This is a genomic window from Pseudomonas sp. GW821-FHT01A09 (assembly GCF_058986725.1).
This window is the reverse complement of the sequence record NZ_JBYSWB010000052.1, coordinates 1-15,139: the sequence shown is the minus strand read 5'-3', so window position 1 is coordinate 15,139 and position 15,139 is coordinate 1. Positions and strand designations below refer to the sequence as shown.

Below are 15,139 nucleotides of genomic sequence, written 5' to 3'. Positions count from 1 at the left end.
AATGGCGTCCCCTAGGGGACTCGAACCCCTGTTACCGCCGTGAAAGGGCGGTGTCCTAGGCCACTAGACGAAGGGGACACGCTAACTGGAACACATGGTGTGTATCCCAGCGCCCAGATCCGCATCCGAAGATTTGGTTCTGGTTTCACTCAATCCTGCCCGAGAGCAGAATTGTTTAAATATGGAGCGGGAAACGAGACTCGAACTCGCGACCCCGACCTTGGCAAGGTCGTGCTCTACCAACTGAGCTATTCCCGCAATGGCGTCCCCTAGGGGACTCGAACCCCTGTTACCGCCGTGAAAGGGCGGTGTCCTAGGCCACTAGACGAAGGGGACACACTACAACTTCACTCCCTGCTGCGCTTTGCTGTGTGCTTTACGCTGCAAGTGGCGCGCATTCTATGGATGCTTGGGGAGGTCGTCAACCCCCTGTTATAAATTTATTTAAATCAATGACTTCGCCATGGTTTTAGGCATTATTCACGGGCAACCCCCCGATACCGCCTGCATGCGTCGGACGGGCGGTCGTCGGCGGCATTGAGCCAATCGAACGAACAGCCGACACAGGAAGTATGAGAGCGCCTGTAGACGGCGCTTTTCGGCCCACCGGCAAGCCACTACACTCAAGCCATACACACCTGACGAGGTACCAACGGTGACGCCATTAATGATCGCCCTGCTGATTCTGGCCGGGGTCGCCATTCTGATAGCCATAGGCTTTCTGAATAACGCCGTGGAAACCGCCAAGGTGGAACGAGTGCGCCTCAAGATCGAGCTCACCGATCGCCTGCGTCGCTGTGGGCAGATAAGTGAAGCGTTCCCCGGGCAGTTCATGTCTGCGGACTTGAAGCTGCTGCTGACGCGACTGGAGCTCAATATCGTGCAGCGCAGCCTGGCGCTGGATAAAAAAAACGAGGCGCTGCTGGCTCGCCTGGAAGAACTGGAAGCAGAGATCGCCAAGGGCCCGGACATCACCATCACCAATGCCTCGCCGCCCATCATGACCGAGGCCCAGGCCAAGGAAGTCAATTATCACCTTGAGGGGTTGCACCATCAGGTGATCCGCGCGACGCAGGAAGGCTACCTGCAACAGACCGAATCACGTTTCTGGGTCAACCAGATTCGCCATGTGTTGGTGCTGCTGCACATCGAGTTCTTCAACAACCTGGGGCAACAGGCCTTTCAGGACGACCAGCCAGGCCAGGCACGGCTGGCGTTCGAGCGCGGCGTGCAATATCTGAAGAAGCAACCCGATCCGACCGCCTATAGCGAGCAGCTGGACTACATGAACAAGCTCCTCAAGCGCGCCAACAACATGGTGCTGACCAACACTCGCATGCACGCCGACGATGCCAGCGAGCTGACGGCAGGCCTGAACGAACTGAATGCGGCCGAGGAGGAAGGCATGAAGAAGGTTATCTACGACTGATAACCAGAATTGCACTGGAACAGGGCCCGCCATCGGGCCCTTTTTCGTGAGCGGAACCTAGCAGTCGGTCAAACGCAGAAACACCTCGGCCAACGCCTCGATACCCGCCTGATCCGCCTCGCTGAAACGCGCCAGTTTCGGGCTGTCCAGGTCCAGCACACCAATCAGCCGACCTTCCTTGACCAAGGGCACCACCAGCTCGCTGTTGGAAGCGCTGTCGCACGCTATGTGCCCGGGGAACGCATGCACGTCCTCGACGCGCTGCGTCTGTCGAGTCGCCGCGGCGGCGCCACAGACGCCACGACCGAAGGCGATGCGCACGCAGGCCACCTGCCCCTGAAACGGCCCCAGTACCAGCTCCTCACCGCGGTTGAGATAGAAGCCTGCCCAATTGAGGTCATCCAGTTGGCTGTACAGGAAGGCCGAGAACTGCGCCGCGTTGGCGATAAAGTCTCGCTCGTCGCTGAACAGCGCCTCCAGCTGCGCCTTCAGCAGGCCATACCCGGCGAGCCCCTGCCCTGCCGCATTCAAATCGATCATCAACGTTGCTCCAGCAATTGCAGGCCTACCCAGTAGCGGGCGAATTGATAGGCGCAGCGACCATTACGGTTGCCACGTCCGGTGGCCCAGCGTGCGGCGAGGATATCCAGTTGCTCGTCGCGCGCCCACTGCAGGCCGGCTTTGTGCGCCAGCTCGGCGATCCAGTGTTCGACCACGTTCAGGTAGTGCTCCTGGGTGAAGGGATAGAACGACAGCCATAGGCCGAAGCGGTCCGACAGCGCGATCTTGTCCTCGACGGCTTCGCTCGGATGCAGTTCGCCGTCGACGTGTTTCCAGTTTTCGTTGTCGCTTTCCTTTTCCGGTACCAGATGGCGGCGGTTGGAGGTGGCGTACAGCAGCACGTTGTCCGGAGCCTGCTCCAGCGAGCCATCGAGCACACTCTTGAGCACGCGGTAATCGCCTTCGCCGGACTCGAACGACAGGTCGTCGCAGAACAGCACGAAACGCTGTGGCAGCCCGGCTAGCTGCTCGACCACCCGCGGCAGGTCGGCCAGATGGTCGCGCTCGATCTCGATCAGGCGCAGGCCGTGCCTGGCATGCTCGGCCAGCAATGCGCGCACCAGCGACGACTTGCCGGTGCCGCGCGAACCCCACAGCAGGGCGTGGTTGGCGGGCATACCAGCGATGAACTGCTCGGTATTGCGTGTCAGTTGCTCACGCTGGCGATCCACGCCGATCAGGTCCGACAGACGCATGTCCAGGCTCACCTCAAGCGGCAACAGGTAGCCACTGCGGCCCTCACGCTGCCAACGGGCCGCCAGGCACGAGTGCCAGTCAATCGCCGGACGTTGAGCCGGCAACAGCGGTTCCAACCGCTCCAACACGCCTTCGGCGCGTTCCAGGAAAGCCATCAATCGAGCGTCCACGCAGTTTCCTCATGACAAAAAATAGATAAAAAAGCCGTCGGCACAGGGGCGCAGCGGTATTAAAAGTCACCGAAGCCGATATAAACTCGGTAACGGCCTAGCGTGCCTCACGCAACGGAATGGAAATCGGCTCATCCATCATGGATATCAAGTTCACCCAGCGCTTGTCTTACAAGCAGGCCAGACTGACCGTCTTCGTCGGCTTTATTCTGGGGACACTGCTCAGCTTTGCACAAATCGCTATCGATTATGCCAGCGTCAATCAGGCCATCAACCGCCAGATGCGCTCGTTTCTCGAGGTCAGTCATGATCCCGCCTCGCGCATTGCCTACACCATAGACGCAGAACTGGCCGAAGAACTGGCCCGCGGCCTGCTGCGCTCGGAATCGGTGATCAACGCGCGGCTGGTCGATAATGATAACAACGTCCTGGCCGACGTCAGCCGCCCTCGCCAGCCCAGCGACTTCCGAATGATCAGCGACTATCTGTTCGGCGCCAGCCTGCGCTTTGAGGAGCCGCTGTTTCTGGCCAGCATGCCCAATCAGCCGCTGGGGACGCTGTCGATCGAGGTCGATACGAACGCCATAGGCAACCGCTTCCTGACGCGCTCCGAGGTGACCCTGCTCAGCGGTTTCGTGCGCACGCTGATCCTCACCGCCATCCTGCTGGTGCTGTTCTACTTCATCCTCACCAAACCGCTGGTGAAGGTCATTCAGGCCTTGAGCGAAAGCAATCCCCACGCGGGCAGGCCGAACAAGCTGGAATGCCCGCCGGGCCACCAGCAGGATGAGATCGGCGTACTGGTCAAGGTCGCCAATCAGCAGTTCGTGAGCATGACCACCGAGATCCAGCAACGCCGTGACGCCGAACAGCGGCTCACCGATTATCTCGCGGAGCTGGAGAACATCGTTTCGGCGCGCACCACCGAACTCAAGGCCAGCAACGTGCGCCTGAGTCAATCCAACGAAGAGCTCGAGCGTGCCCGCCGCACGGCGCTGGACATGGCCCAGGCGCGCGCGGCCTTTCTGGCCAACATGAGCCACGAGATCCGCACGCCGCTCAACGGGCTGCTGGGCATGATCGCCTTGTCGCTGGACAGCCCCCTGAATGCGGAGCAACGCCAACAACTGTCCATCGCCCACGACTCCGGCAAGGTGCTGGTGGAGTTGCTCAACGATATTCTCGACCTGTCCAAGTTCGATGCCGGGCAGTTGGAGCTCGAACGCATCCCCTTCGATCTGGGCGCGCTGGTCGAGGACACCGCCAATCTGCTGTCCCAGAACGCCGCCCCGGGGGTGGAGCTGACGTGCCTCATCCATCCGGATTTCCCGGCCCTGGTGCTGGGGGACCCGACGCGGGTGCGGCAGATCGTCAGCAATCTACTGTCCAACGCCCTGAAGTTCACGCGCTTCGGCCGCGTCGATGTATGCCTCGATGCGCAGCCCAGTGGCGTGCGCCTGGAAGTGCGGGACACCGGCATCGGCATCCCCCAGGAAGCCCAGATCAAGATATTCCAGCCTTTCACCCAGGCTGGCGCTGGCATCACGCGACAATTCGGCGGTACCGGGCTGGGCCTGGCGCTCACCAACAACCTTTGCGAAGCCATGCGCGGACGACTCACCATCAGCTCCGAATCCGGTTTTGGCAGCCAGTTCTGCGCCGAACTGCCCTTGCCGACCCATACGCCCGCGACACGCCCGGCTCCGCTGAGCGGTAACGTGCTGGTCATCAGCGCGGCGGGCAGCGGCCTGGCCGAGCTGCTGAACACCTTGCTGCCGGTCTGGGGCGTCACGGTCACGCGGCAGGACCCGGATCAGAGCCTGAAGGACGCCAGCGCCGATCTGGTGATCACCGACAACCTCGATCATCTGTTCAGCCTGCGCCCGGCCCTGCGCGCGCAGATCCTGCTGGTGACCGCCTACGGCAACTTTCTGCCCAGCGAACAGGCCACCTCGCTGTCACCGCTGCAGCAGCAAGCCCGGCCGCTGGCGCGCAACGCGCTGTATCAAACGCTGCGCCGCACCTTGCATGGCGATGAGGTGACCGAGCCGGGCATGCGCCCGGGCCTGCCCGGCCCGCAACGACGCGCCAATATCCTGCTGGTGGAGGACAACCCGGTCAACCAGCTGGTGGCCAAGGGCATGTTGAGCAAGCTGGGCTGTGAAGTCATGGTCGCCGGGCACGGCGGTGAAGCGCTGGAAGCCCTTGAGCTGCACCGCTTCGACCTGGTGCTGATGGATTGCAACATGCCGGTGATGGACGGCTACGAGGCCAGCCGACGGATCCGCCAGAGCGGCCGCTGGCCCAGGTTGCCGATCGTCGCCCTGACCGCCAACGCCATGCCCGAGGAGCGCGACCGTTGCCGCGCGGCGGGCATGAGCGACTACCTGGCCAAACCGTTCCGGCGAGAAGAACTCATGACGCTGATCGACCAGTGGGTCCCGGACGCCTCATGAGCCTTTTCAGCGCAACAGCGCTTCGATCTCGCCGGTCAGTTTTTCCGGCTTGGTGGTCGGCGCAAAGCGCTTGACCCGCTTGCCATCCGGAGCGATCAGGAACTTGGTGAAATTCCATTTGATGCGTTTGCTGCCCAGCAAACCGGGGGCCTGCTCCTTGAGTTTGACGAACAACGGGTGCGCCAACTCGCCGTTGACGTCGATCTTGCGAAACATCGGAAAGCTCACACCGAAGTTCTTCTCGCAGAATTGCGTGATATCCAGGGTATCGCCCGGCTCCTGATGACCGAACTGGTTGCAGGGAAAACCCAGCACCACCAGGCCTTTGCTGCGGTAGGTCTGCCAGAGCTGCTCCAGCCCCTTGTATTGCGGGGTGAAGCCGCACTGGCTGGCAGTGTTGACCACCAGAATGGCCTTGCCGCGCCAGGCTTCCAGCGTCAGATGCTGGCCGTCGAGGGTGATGCACGGCACTTTCAGCAGATCCGTGCTCATCAAGCCTCCCGCGGGGCCAGGTTCAGGCACACCGAGTTGATGCAGTAACGCAGACCGGTGGGCGGCGGGCCATCAGGGAACACATGGCCCAGATGCGCGTCGCAAGTGGAGCATTTGACCTCGGTGCGGATCATGCCATGGCTGACGTCGCGGATTTCGGCCATGGCTTCTTCGCCGATCGGCGCATAGAAGCTCGGCCAGCCGCAACCGGAGTCGAACTTGGTTTTCGAGTCGAACAGCGGCGCGTCACAGCAGATGCAATGGTACACACCGTCGGTCTTGGTCTCGTTGTACTTGCCGGTGAACGGGCGCTCGGTCGCGCTGAGGCGGCAGACGTTGTATTGCTCGGGGTCGAGCATGGCTTTCCACTCTTCGAGTGTCTTTTCAATCTTGCTCACAGGTACACCTCTGCAGTCGAAAAACCCGGATCTGTGTCTTTTCCACGGATCGGGTGGCACGTATGATTGCGCGTCTATTGGACGTCAGTCTGTCACCCGCGTTTCACGCATTCAAATTTTCATTTTTCGGCGTCGTCGCGGCGGTCTTTTCTTTTCGGGATCACATCATGCAGTTCAGCAAATCGAACAAGCTCGCCAACGTCTGCTACGACATACGCGGGCCGGTGCTCAAGCACGCCAAGCGCCTGGAAGAAGAAGGCCATCGCATCCTCAAGCTGAACATCGGCAACCCGGCGCCATTCGGCTTCGAGGCCCCCGAGGAAATCCTCCAGGACGTGATCCGCAACCTGCCCACCGCCCAGGGCTACAGCGACTCCAAGGGCCTGTTCAGCGCGCGCAAGGCGGTGATGCAGTACTACCAGCAGAAGCAGGTCGAAGGCGTCGGCATCGAGGACATCTACCTGGGCAACGGCGTCTCCGAGCTGATCGTGATGTCCTTGCAGGCGCTGCTCAACAATGGCGACGAGGTGCTGATTCCGGCGCCGGACTACCCGCTATGGACCGCCTCGGTGAGCCTGGCCGGCGGCAATGCCGTGCACTATCTGTGCGACGAGCAGGCCAACTGGTGGCCCGACCTGGACGACATCAAGGCCAAGATCACCCCGAACACCAAGGCCATGGTCATCATCAACCCGAACAACCCGACCGGCGCGGTGTATTCCAAGGAAGTGCTGCTGGGGATGCTGGAGATCGCTCGCCAGCACAATCTGGTGGTGTTCTCCGATGAAATCTACGACAAGATTCTCTATGACGATGCCGTACACATCTGCACGGCATCGCTGGCCCCGGATCTACTCTGCCTGACGTTCAACGGCCTGTCCAAGTCCTACCGCGTGGCGGGCTTCCGTTCCGGCTGGATCGCTATTTCCGGGCCCAAGCACAACGCCCAGAGCTACATCGAAGGCATCGACATTCTCGCCAACATGCGCCTGTGCGCCAACGTGCCGAGCCAGCACGCCATCCAGACGGCGCTGGGCGGCTACCAGAGCATCAACGACCTGGTGCTGCCCAACGGCCGCCTGCTGGAGCAGCGCAACCGTACCTGGGAGCTGCTCAACGATATCCCGGGCGTCAGCTGCGTGAAGCCCATGGGCGCGCTGTACGCCTTCCCGCGCATCGACCCCAAGGTGTGCCCGATCTTCAACGATGAAAAGTTCGTGCTCGATCTGCTGCTCTCGGAAAAGCTGCTGGTGGTGCAAGGTACCGCCTTCAACTGGCCGTGGCCTGATCACTTCCGCGTGGTCACCTTGCCGCGTGTGGATGATCTGGAACAAGCCATCGGTCGCATCGGCAATTTCCTCAAGTCCTATCGCCAGTAAGGCCGGAGCGGCGCTCGCAATGGGCGCCGCACCTATAGGAAACGTCCTACGAAGGTGTAGGAAACTTTACTGGGACACAGTTTGAAATAGTCGGCAGGTTGAATCGTTCGGGCAAGCACCTTATATACCCGAGCACGCTACCTATTTTATCCGTGAGGAACGTTACAACCATGATGCGCATCCTGCTGTTCCTGGCTACCAACCTGGCGGTCGTGCTGATTGCCAACATCACCCTGAGCCTGCTTGGCTTCAACGGGGTGATGGCGGCCAACGGCGTTGACCTCAACCTCCATCAGTTGCTGATCTTCTGCGCCGTGTTCGGTTTCGCCGGTTCGCTGTTCTCGCTGTTCATCTCCAAGTGGATGGCGAAGATGAGCACGGGCACGCAGGTCATCAGCCAGCCGCGCACCCGGCATGAACAATGGCTGCTGCAGACCGTCGAGCAATTGTCCCGTGAAGCCGGGATCAAAATGCCAGAGGTCGGTATCTTCCCGGCGTATGAGGCCAACGCCTTCGCCACCGGCTGGAACCGCAACGACGCGCTGGTCGCGGTCAGCCAGGGCCTGCTCGAGCGCTTTTCGCCCGACGAGGTCAAGGCCGTGCTGGCCCACGAGATCGGCCATGTGGCCAACGGCGACATGGTGACCCTGGCGCTGGTCCAGGGGGTGGTCAACACCTTCGTGATGTTCTTCGCGCGCATCATCGGCAACTTCGTCGACAAGGTCATTTTCAAGAACGAAGAAGGCCGGGGCATGGCCTATTTCATCGCGACCATCTTTGCCGAGCTGGTGCTGGGCGTCCTGGCCAGCATTATCGTCATGTGGTTCTCGCGCAAACGCGAATTCCGCGCCGATGAGGCCGGTGCACGACTCGCTGGCACAGCAGCGATGATCGGTGCCTTGCAGCGCCTGCGCGCTGAGCAGGGCCTGCCGGTGACCATGCCTGACACCCTGACCGCCTTTGGCATCAACGGTGGCCTCAAGCACGGCTTGGCGGGCCTGTTCATGAGCCACCCGCCGCTGGAAGAGCGCATCGAGGCCCTCCGTCGTCGCGGCTGATAACGCCTGCCACGGCATCTGCCAAACCCTGTAGCGAGGGGGCTTGCCCCCGAAGGGATCTGCAGTTATTGCGATGTATGCTCAAGATCCAATCGGGGGCAAGCCCCCTCGCTACAGGGGAGGCGGGATCCAATAATTCGATTGGATCCCCGTAAAACTTATATTGGATTCTGATCAATCACCTGGGCCAAGATAGTTCTATCTCAACCTCAGGACCACGATCATGCTGCCCAGCCTGTTCATTTCCCACGGCTCACCGATGCTGGCGCTCGAGCCAGGCGCCAGCGGCCCAGCCCTGGCGCGATTGGCCGCCGAGCTACCCCGCCCCAAAGCGATAGTATTGGTTTCGGCGCACTGGGAAAGCCGCGAACTGCTGGCCGCCAGCGGCGAGCGACCCGAGACCTGGCACGACTTCGGCGGCTTTCCCCCGGCGCTGTTCGCAGTGCAATATCCTGCGCCGGGGCAGCCAGCCTTGGCGGCCGAGGTAGCGCAGTTGCTCACCGAGGCCGGCCTGCCTGCTCGCCTGGATCCCAACCGACCTTTCGATCATGGCGCCTGGGTGCCCCTGTCGCTGATGTATCCCGACGCCGACATTCCGGTGGTTCAGGTTTCGCTGCCCAGCCGCGAGGGCCCGGCCCTGCAGGAACGGGTCGGGCAAGTTCTGGCGAGGCTGCGTGGTCAAGGCGTGCTGTTGATCGGTTCCGGGAGCATCACCCACAACCTGCGCGAACTGAGCTGGCAGGCCGGCCCGGAACTGGCCACCCCCTGGGCGCTGGAGTTTCGCAACTGGATGGTCGACAAGCTCAAGGCGCAGGACCGCGCTGCCCTGCTGGACTACCGCCAACAGGCGCCTCAGGCCACGCGCAATCACCCCAGCGACGAGCACCTGTTGCCCTTGTACTTCGCCTATGGCGCTGGCGAGCACTTCAGTATCGCCCACCAGGGTTTCACCTTGGGCGCGCTGGGCATGGACATCTACCGCTTCGACTGACCGCCGCCGCGCTTGCAGAGCGCCTGTGTAGAACTCCAGCCAAAAAAAATCCCCGACCATCGCTGGTCGGGGATTTTTTGTTTCAGCTCACTGATTCACTGGGAATCAGTCTTCACGATAACGGCGCAGCTTCAGCTGCTTACCGGCAACGCGAGTGTCCTTGAGCTTGCTCAGCAGCTTCTCGAGGCCATCTTCCGGCAGCTCGACCAGGCTGAAGCTATCGCGCACCTGGATGCGGCCGATCGCTTCGCGGGCCAGGCCGCCTTCGTTGAGGATGGCACCCAGCAGGTTCTTCGCGGCGATACCGTCGCGAGCACCCAGTGCTGTACGGCAACGCGCACGGCCTTCGCCCAAAGGCATTGGCGCACGACGCTCACGATCACCACGCTCAGGACGATCACCCGTGGTACGTTCGCGCGGAGCGCTGGTCGGAACCAGTGGCTGCTCCTTCTCGACCGCACCCAGGGTCAGCGCCTGACCGTTGGTGGCCTTGCGCAGCAGCGCCGCAGCCAGGGCACGCGGGCTGCAACCGATGTCAGCGGTCAGACGATCGAGCAGATCACCGTGGGACGCTTCGGCATCGGCAACCAGCGGCGCCAGGCTGTTGGTCAGTTTCTTGATACGCGCATCGAGAACAGCCTGAGCGTCCGGCAGGCGGACTTCAGCGACCTTCTGACCGGTTACACGCTCGATCACTTGCAGCATGCGGCGCTCGCGAGGAGTCACCAGCAGCAGCGCGCGACCTTCGCGACCGGCACGGCCAGTACGGCCGATACGGTGAACGTAGGACTCCGGATCGTACGGCATGTCGACGTTGAACACGTGAGTGATGCGCGGTACGTCCAGACCACGGGCAGCGACGTCGGTAGCGACGACGATGTCCAGGCGGCCATCCTTGAGCGAATCGATGACACGCTCACGCTGGTTCTGGGCGATGTCGCCGTTCAGCGCGGCAGCCTTGTAACCCTTTGCTTCCAGCGCGCTGGCGAGGTCGAGGGTAGCTTGCTTGGTGCGCACGAACGCGATCAGCGCGTCGAACTCTTCCACTTCCAGCAGACGCAGGACAGCGGAGGTCTTCTGGTCAGCATGAACCAGCAGGTGAGCCTGCTCGATCGCGGTAACGGTTTGCGTCTTGGTCTGGATCTTGACGTGTTTCGGGTCTTTCAGGTGACGCTCGGCGATCGCGCGGATCGACTGCGGCAGGGTCGCCGAGAACAGTACGGTCTGGCGAGATTCAGGCATGGCCTTGAAGATGACTTCCAGGTCATCCATGAAGCCCAGCTTGAGCATTTCGTCGGCTTCGTCGAGGACCAGGTGGTTGACCGTGGCCAGGACTTTTTCATCACGACGCAGGTGGTCACACAGACGACCCGGAGTCGCGACGACGATTTGCGCGCCGTTGCGGATGGCTTTCAACTGCGGGCCCATCGGGGCGCCGCCATATACTGCAACCACGGTCACGCCAGGCATCTGCTTGGCATAGGTTTCGAATGCGGTTGCTACTTGCAGCGCCAACTCACGAGTTGGCGCCAGGATCAGGGCTTGCGGCTCGCGCTTGCTCGGATCGATCCGGCTCAGAATAGGCAGAGCGAAGGCAGCGGTCTTGCCGGTACCTGTCTGCGCCTGGCCGATCATGTCATGACCTTCCAGGATGATTGGGATCGATTGCTGCTGAATAGCCGACGGCTCTTCGTAGCCGGTCGCGATGACGGCTGCAACAATGGTAGGGTGAAGTCCGAGTGCGGCGAAGCCGCCGGTTTCCTGGGTCATGGGTCTGCCTCTAAGTGCATCCGCAAAGACCCATGCTCCAAAGCTGCGCATGCCGTGTAAGACTCGAGAGTCACCCTGGCAGCTTTGTCGGCGGGGATTTGCGAAAACGATTGAATGAAAGAATCGTCAGGGAGATGTTCGCAGTGCGATGACAGCCGAAGCTGTGTGTCGGGGGATTGCGCTACCTGAACGCGGCCCTGTTAAAGACCGGCGCGCACTATACCTGAAATCGGCCTTCACGTGAGAGTTTTTTATTCAAGCCAACGCCGCGCCTGACGCGACGCAGCGGGAGCGAACAAACGCCCTGCCGGTAAAAGGCCCAGGACCGCCAGCCTGCGGGCTAAATCGTTTAAGCTCGCGCAGCCGACCGGCCATCGACTGGGGCCGTCCAAGGGCCCGGCGCGACCTCTGAATCAGCTCGCCGGCCGCACCGCGTCGATCAGTCGGTCCAGTGAATAACCCAGTTGCGGCGCCAGGGCCGTCGCCCTCGCCCGCAGTCCGTCGAAATCCAGTGCCTGGTCCAGATCGGCCGGGATGATCAGAATCACATTGCCCTCGGTCACCGGGCACTCCCAATAGTGGCGGTGATACAAGCCGCGCAGCAATGCCGCGCCCAACGGCTTGCCGTCATCGCCCGCCCACTGATTGATGATCAGCCAGCCACCGGGGTTGAGGTGCTTCTGGCAGTCTTCCAGAAACCGCCAGGCCAAATGGCCGACACCTGGCCCATGATCGGTGTACAGGTCGACGAAGATCAGGTCCGCCGGCTCCGCGCTCGGCAGCAGTTCCAGCGCGTCGCCGACCCGCAGGTACAAGCGCGGGTCGTCGTCGAGCCCCATATATTCCAGGGCAAGACGTGGAACGTCGGGGCGCAGCTCGATGCATTCGACATCTTCAAGCGGCAGGAACTTCAGGCACGCCTGGGTCAGGGTACCGGCGCCTAGCCCCAGGAACAGTGCGCTTTCCGGGGCCTCGTGGCACAGGGCCCCGATCAGCATGGCGCGGGTGTAGTCATACTCCAGCCAGCTGGGATCGGCCGTGAACACGCAACTTTGCTCGATGGCATCGCCGAATTCGAGAAATCGATAATCCTCGACTTCCAGCACGCGGATCATGCCAAAGGCATCATGCACCTCGGCCAGCACCCGCTCGACGCGCTCGCGCGGGGCATGTTCAGGGATGTTTCCGGACTCAGGGATGTCTTCCACCAGCTCGCTCGACACGATCAAAAAAGCGATTGTGTCATTTTTTCAGCGGATCATCCCAGAACGGCCGCTCACTCTCTTCATGAATATCGGCGCGGCTCAGCCCCAGATCCTTCAGCGCACTGTCGCTCAGGGCCGCCAAGGTGCGGCGTTGCTGGCTGAGCTGGTACCAGCGCGCCAATCGCTGCCACAGCGAGCGCCAGGGCGAATGGCGCGCCGCTACGGGAAACTCTCTCAATTCGACCTGCATGAATCCGCGTTGACCTTTCATCGTTCTGCCCTCCTGTTGGGATGGCTTCAGTGTCAGGCGGCGGATAAGATCAATCCAACGAATGTTTCTTATGCAACACATCTCGGAGATTGATCAATGTCCCAGTATCAGAGCATCGACTCCGAAGTGCTGCGCACCTTTGTGGCGATCGCCGATGAAGGCGGTTTCACCAAGGCCGGAGAGCGAGTGAACCGCACCCAATCCGCGGTCAGCATGCAGATGAAGCGCCTTGAAGAGGACGTGCTGCAGCGCCAGCTGTTCGAACGCGATGGCCGCCAGCTGCGCCTGACCGCCGAGGGGCAGATTCTTCTCGGCTATGCCCGGCGCATTCTCAAACTGCACAGCGAAGTGTTCACCACCCTGCGCGAACCACACATGGTCGGTACCGTGCGCATCGGCACACCGGATGACTACGCGATGCGGTTCTTGCCGGGGATCCTCTCAGGATTCGCGCAGGCCTACCCGCTGGTTCAGGTAGAGGTGCACTGCGAGAGCTCGGCACAGCTGCTGCAGCGCCACGACCTGGACTTGACCATCGTCACCCGCAAGCCCGGCAGTGAAATGGGGCAGTTGCTGCGCCATGAACGTTTCGTCTGGGCTGAAGCCAACGGCTTCGCCCCCCATGAGCAGCAACCGATGCCGCTGGCGATGTTCAATACCGACTGTTTTTGCCGCGAGTGGGCCTGCAACGCGCTGGACGCCGGCGACAAGGCCTACCGAGTCGCCTACTCCAGCCCGAGCCTGTCGGCGATCATGGCTGTGGTCAGCGCCGGACTGGCGGTGACCGCACAGTTGCAGAGCCTGATTACCGCCGACATGCGCATCCTTGGCGAACGCGAAGGCCTGCCCTTGTTGCCCACCGCCAACATCATGCTGTTGCGCAACCCCGCGACCCAATCGTCAATGACCGAATGCCTGGCCGAGCACATCGCCGAGGGCTTCAAACTGTAACCATTGGTGGCCCGCCGCGAGCATTTTCAGCGCGCCGGATAATGGCGCGCAAACTCGAACGAACTCTCACAGACTTTACGGTTCGAAATTTACAATCACCACGCTACACCCATGGCGGCGCTTCCGATTAGCTGCAACACTAAATCCAAGAACGCTAAATATGCGCGTACCACTGAAACAAGGATCCGTATGAGCGCGAACTCTCCTGCTGCACCCGAGACCTCGGCCCCTTGCGAGGACCTGCTGCTCGACAACCAGTTGTGCTTCGCCCTTTATTCCACATCTTTGCTGATGACCAAGGTCTACAAACCCCTGCTGCAAGCACTTGGCCTGACTTATCCGCAGTACCTGGCCATGATGGTGCTGTGGGAACAGGAAGGGCTGACCGTGGGTGAGATCAGCACCCGCCTGCTGACCGACCCCGGCTCGCTGACGCCATTGCTCAAGCGCCTGGAATCCGAAGGCTTGCTGAGCCGAACCCGCAGCAAGGACGATGAGCGCGTGGTCATCGTCAAGCTGACCGACCAAGGTCGAGCCTTGCAGATTCGCGCTCAGGAGGTGCCACAGTGCATTCTCAGCGCCAGCGGCATGACCGTCGAACAACTTCATGACCTGCAAAAGCGCCTGTTGGGGCTGCGCGGCCACCTGCAGGGCAGCCTGTAACAAGCGATAGCCGACCTTTCGTCGGCATTTTCGTTAATTTATCTTGCGCTCTAAATATTAGCGCGATACATTTGTTCCGTACTCAACGGCAAACCTGCCTTGAACCCGACTTCCACGAGTGAGGAATACCCCATGAAAACGCTCTATACCGCAAGTGCAACCGCTACCGGTGGCCGCGACGGCCGCGCTGTCTCCAGCGATGGCATCCTTGATGTGAAACTGGCTACCCCCAAGGAACTCGGTGGTGCCGGCGGCGCCGCGACCAACCCTGAGCAGCTGTTTGCAGCCGGCTATTCGGCTTGCTTCATCGGCGCGCTGAAGTTCGTTGCCGGTCAGACCAAGACTGCCCTGCCCGCCGACGTGGCGATCACCGCCGAAGTAGGCATCGGTCAGATCGAAGGCGGTTTCGGCCTCGACATCGACCTGCGCATCAGCCTGCCTGGCCTCGCGCAAGAGCAGGCACAGAGCCTGGTGGATGCGGCCCACAAGGTGTGCCCGTACTCCAACGCAACCCGCGGCAACGTCGACGTCCGCCTGCACGTCAGCGTCTGATCGTTACAGTTTTCAGCGCCATCAAGTAGGAGGCGGGTTCACACCCGCCGTCCTCTCACACCACCGTACGTACGGTTCCGTATACGGCGGTTCAGGC

15 protein-coding genes and 3 tRNA genes are annotated in these 15,139 nt (G+C 61.4%); 8 read left to right on the top strand and 10 right to left on the bottom strand.

The window, feature by feature from the left end; translation table 11 throughout:
* Nucleotides 1-2: 2 nt before the first annotated feature.
* From AC3WJP_RS28495 to AC3WJP_RS28485, 3 genes are all read right to left on the bottom strand, one after another.
* A tRNA-Glu gene (locus AC3WJP_RS28495) sits at nucleotides 3-78 on the bottom strand.
* A 104-nt stretch (nucleotides 79-182) separates the two neighbouring features.
* Nucleotides 183-258: transfer RNA gene (locus AC3WJP_RS28490), tRNA-Gly, on the bottom strand.
* Nucleotides 259-260: 2 nt separating this feature from the next.
* Nucleotides 261-336: transfer RNA gene (locus tag AC3WJP_RS28485), tRNA-Glu, on the bottom strand.
* A gap of 319 nt (nucleotides 337-655) precedes the next feature.
* Between AC3WJP_RS28485 and AC3WJP_RS28480 the strand changes: the two genes are divergently transcribed.
* Nucleotides 656-1,429, top strand: coding sequence for a hypothetical protein (locus tag AC3WJP_RS28480; RefSeq protein ID WP_493724527.1), 774 nt, complete (start codon nucleotides 656-658; stop codon nucleotides 1,427-1,429).
* A 57-nt stretch (nucleotides 1,430-1,486) separates the two neighbouring features.
* Here AC3WJP_RS28480 and AC3WJP_RS28475 read toward each other — a convergent pair whose 3' ends face one another.
* Both AC3WJP_RS28475 and AC3WJP_RS28470 read right to left on the bottom strand, forming a co-directional pair.
* Nucleotides 1,487-1,969 (bottom strand): GAF domain-containing protein, encoded by a 483-nt coding sequence (locus tag AC3WJP_RS28475; RefSeq protein WP_493724526.1) that lies wholly within the window; start codon nucleotides 1,967-1,969, stop codon nucleotides 1,487-1,489.
* Complete coding sequence (locus tag AC3WJP_RS28470; RefSeq protein WP_493724525.1) at nucleotides 1,969-2,856, bottom strand: ATP-binding protein; 888 nt, start codon at nucleotides 2,854-2,856, stop codon at nucleotides 1,969-1,971. Before AC3WJP_RS28470 ends, AC3WJP_RS28475 begins: the two co-directional genes overlap by 1 nt.
* 140 nt (nucleotides 2,857-2,996) lie before the next feature.
* Here AC3WJP_RS28470 and AC3WJP_RS28465 point away from each other — a divergent pair, with 140 nt between their 5' ends.
* Nucleotides 2,997-5,312: a hybrid sensor histidine kinase/response regulator gene (locus AC3WJP_RS28465; protein ID WP_493724524.1), complete on the top strand. Its 2,316-nt coding sequence runs from the start codon at nucleotides 2,997-2,999 to the stop codon at nucleotides 5,310-5,312.
* 6 nt (nucleotides 5,313-5,318) lie between these two features.
* Here the strand turns inward: AC3WJP_RS28465 and AC3WJP_RS28460 are convergent, their stop codons facing one another.
* Complete coding sequence (locus tag AC3WJP_RS28460; protein ID WP_493724523.1) at nucleotides 5,319-5,804, bottom strand: glutathione peroxidase; 486 nt, start codon at nucleotides 5,802-5,804, stop codon at nucleotides 5,319-5,321.
* Entirely contained in the window at nucleotides 5,804-6,202 is a 399-nt protein-coding gene (msrB, locus tag AC3WJP_RS28455) for a peptide-methionine (R)-S-oxide reductase MsrB (RefSeq protein WP_493724522.1), read from the bottom strand. The genes AC3WJP_RS28460 and msrB overlap by 1 nt, the downstream gene beginning before the upstream one ends.
* Nucleotides 6,203-6,369: 167 nt before the next feature.
* Between msrB and AC3WJP_RS28450 the strand changes: the two genes are divergently transcribed.
* From AC3WJP_RS28450 to AC3WJP_RS28440, 3 genes are all read left to right on the top strand, one after another.
* Nucleotides 6,370-7,581: a pyridoxal phosphate-dependent aminotransferase gene (locus AC3WJP_RS28450; protein ID WP_493724521.1), complete on the top strand. Its 1,212-nt coding sequence runs from the start codon at nucleotides 6,370-6,372 to the stop codon at nucleotides 7,579-7,581.
* A gap of 170 nt (nucleotides 7,582-7,751) precedes the next feature.
* On the top strand, nucleotides 7,752-8,639 hold the full coding sequence (htpX, locus tag AC3WJP_RS28445; protein ID WP_493724520.1) for a protease HtpX: 888 nt from the start codon (nucleotides 7,752-7,754) through the stop codon (nucleotides 8,637-8,639).
* A gap of 223 nt (nucleotides 8,640-8,862) precedes the next feature.
* Nucleotides 8,863-9,630 carry a DODA-type extradiol aromatic ring-opening family dioxygenase gene (locus tag AC3WJP_RS28440; RefSeq protein ID WP_493724519.1) on the top strand — a complete coding sequence of 256 codons (768 nt, stop codon included), beginning with the start codon at nucleotides 8,863-8,865 and terminating at the stop codon, nucleotides 9,628-9,630.
* Nucleotides 9,631-9,735: 105 nt separating this feature from the next.
* Here the strand turns inward: AC3WJP_RS28440 and AC3WJP_RS28435 are convergent, their stop codons facing one another.
* The 3 genes from AC3WJP_RS28435 to AC3WJP_RS28425 form a co-directional block, all read right to left on the bottom strand.
* Complete coding sequence (locus AC3WJP_RS28435) at nucleotides 9,736-11,400, bottom strand: DEAD/DEAH box helicase (protein ID WP_493724518.1); 1,665 nt, start codon at nucleotides 11,398-11,400, stop codon at nucleotides 9,736-9,738.
* A 413-nt stretch (nucleotides 11,401-11,813) separates the two neighbouring features.
* Nucleotides 11,814-12,515, bottom strand: a complete 702-nt coding sequence (locus AC3WJP_RS28430) for a spermidine synthase (RefSeq protein WP_493724528.1) — start codon at nucleotides 12,513-12,515, stop codon at nucleotides 11,814-11,816.
* A gap of 127 nt (nucleotides 12,516-12,642) precedes the next feature.
* A complete protein-coding gene (locus tag AC3WJP_RS28425; RefSeq protein WP_493724517.1) occupies nucleotides 12,643-12,876 on the bottom strand; it encodes a DUF1127 domain-containing protein in 234 nt (77 codons plus the stop codon).
* A gap of 96 nt (nucleotides 12,877-12,972) precedes the next feature.
* On the opposite strand from AC3WJP_RS28425, the gene AC3WJP_RS28420 reads away from it, so the two are divergent.
* From AC3WJP_RS28420 to AC3WJP_RS28410, 3 genes are all read left to right on the top strand, one after another.
* The gene (locus tag AC3WJP_RS28420) at nucleotides 12,973-13,827 is read left to right on the top strand and encodes a LysR family transcriptional regulator (protein ID WP_493724516.1); all 855 of its coding nucleotides are present in this window, start codon (nucleotides 12,973-12,975) and stop codon (nucleotides 13,825-13,827) included.
* A gap of 189 nt (nucleotides 13,828-14,016) precedes the next feature.
* On the top strand, nucleotides 14,017-14,490 hold the full coding sequence (locus AC3WJP_RS28415) for a MarR family winged helix-turn-helix transcriptional regulator (protein ID WP_493724515.1): 474 nt from the start codon (nucleotides 14,017-14,019) through the stop codon (nucleotides 14,488-14,490).
* 132 nt (nucleotides 14,491-14,622) lie between these two features.
* The gene (locus tag AC3WJP_RS28410; protein WP_493724514.1) at nucleotides 14,623-15,042 is read left to right on the top strand and encodes an organic hydroperoxide resistance protein; all 420 of its coding nucleotides are present in this window, start codon (nucleotides 14,623-14,625) and stop codon (nucleotides 15,040-15,042) included.
* The last annotated feature ends 97 nt before the right edge of the window (nucleotides 15,043-15,139 follow it).

What these genes read in the sequence shown, in the direction of transcription:
- AC3WJP_RS28475 (WP_493724526.1), bottom strand. Translation starts at nt 1,969, where the DNA reads ATGATCGATTTGAATGCGGCAGGGCAGGGGCTCGCCGGGTATGGCCTG.
- AC3WJP_RS28465 (WP_493724524.1), top strand. Translation starts at nt 2,997, where the DNA reads ATGGATATCAAGTTCACCCAGCGCTTGTCTTACAAGCAGGCCAGACTG.
- AC3WJP_RS28460 (WP_493724523.1), bottom strand. Translation starts at nt 5,804, where the DNA reads ATGAGCACGGATCTGCTGAAAGTGCCGTGCATCACCCTCGACGGCCAG.
- AC3WJP_RS28450 (WP_493724521.1), top strand. Translation starts at nt 6,370, where the DNA reads ATGCAGTTCAGCAAATCGAACAAGCTCGCCAACGTCTGCTACGACATA.
- htpX (WP_493724520.1), top strand. Translation starts at nt 7,752, where the DNA reads ATGATGCGCATCCTGCTGTTCCTGGCTACCAACCTGGCGGTCGTGCTG.
- AC3WJP_RS28440 (WP_493724519.1), top strand. Translation starts at nt 8,863, where the DNA reads ATGCTGCCCAGCCTGTTCATTTCCCACGGCTCACCGATGCTGGCGCTC.
- AC3WJP_RS28435 (WP_493724518.1), bottom strand. Translation starts at nt 11,400, where the DNA reads ATGACCCAGGAAACCGGCGGCTTCGCCGCACTCGGACTTCACCCTACC.
- AC3WJP_RS28430 (WP_493724528.1), bottom strand. Translation starts at nt 12,515, where the DNA reads ATGATCCGCGTGCTGGAAGTCGAGGATTATCGATTTCTCGAATTCGGC.
- AC3WJP_RS28425 (WP_493724517.1), bottom strand. Translation starts at nt 12,876, where the DNA reads ATGAAAGGTCAACGCGGATTCATGCAGGTCGAATTGAGAGAGTTTCCC.
- AC3WJP_RS28420 (WP_493724516.1), top strand. Translation starts at nt 12,973, where the DNA reads ATGTCCCAGTATCAGAGCATCGACTCCGAAGTGCTGCGCACCTTTGTG.
- AC3WJP_RS28415 (WP_493724515.1), top strand. Translation starts at nt 14,017, where the DNA reads ATGAGCGCGAACTCTCCTGCTGCACCCGAGACCTCGGCCCCTTGCGAG.
- AC3WJP_RS28410 (WP_493724514.1), top strand. Translation starts at nt 14,623, where the DNA reads ATGAAAACGCTCTATACCGCAAGTGCAACCGCTACCGGTGGCCGCGAC.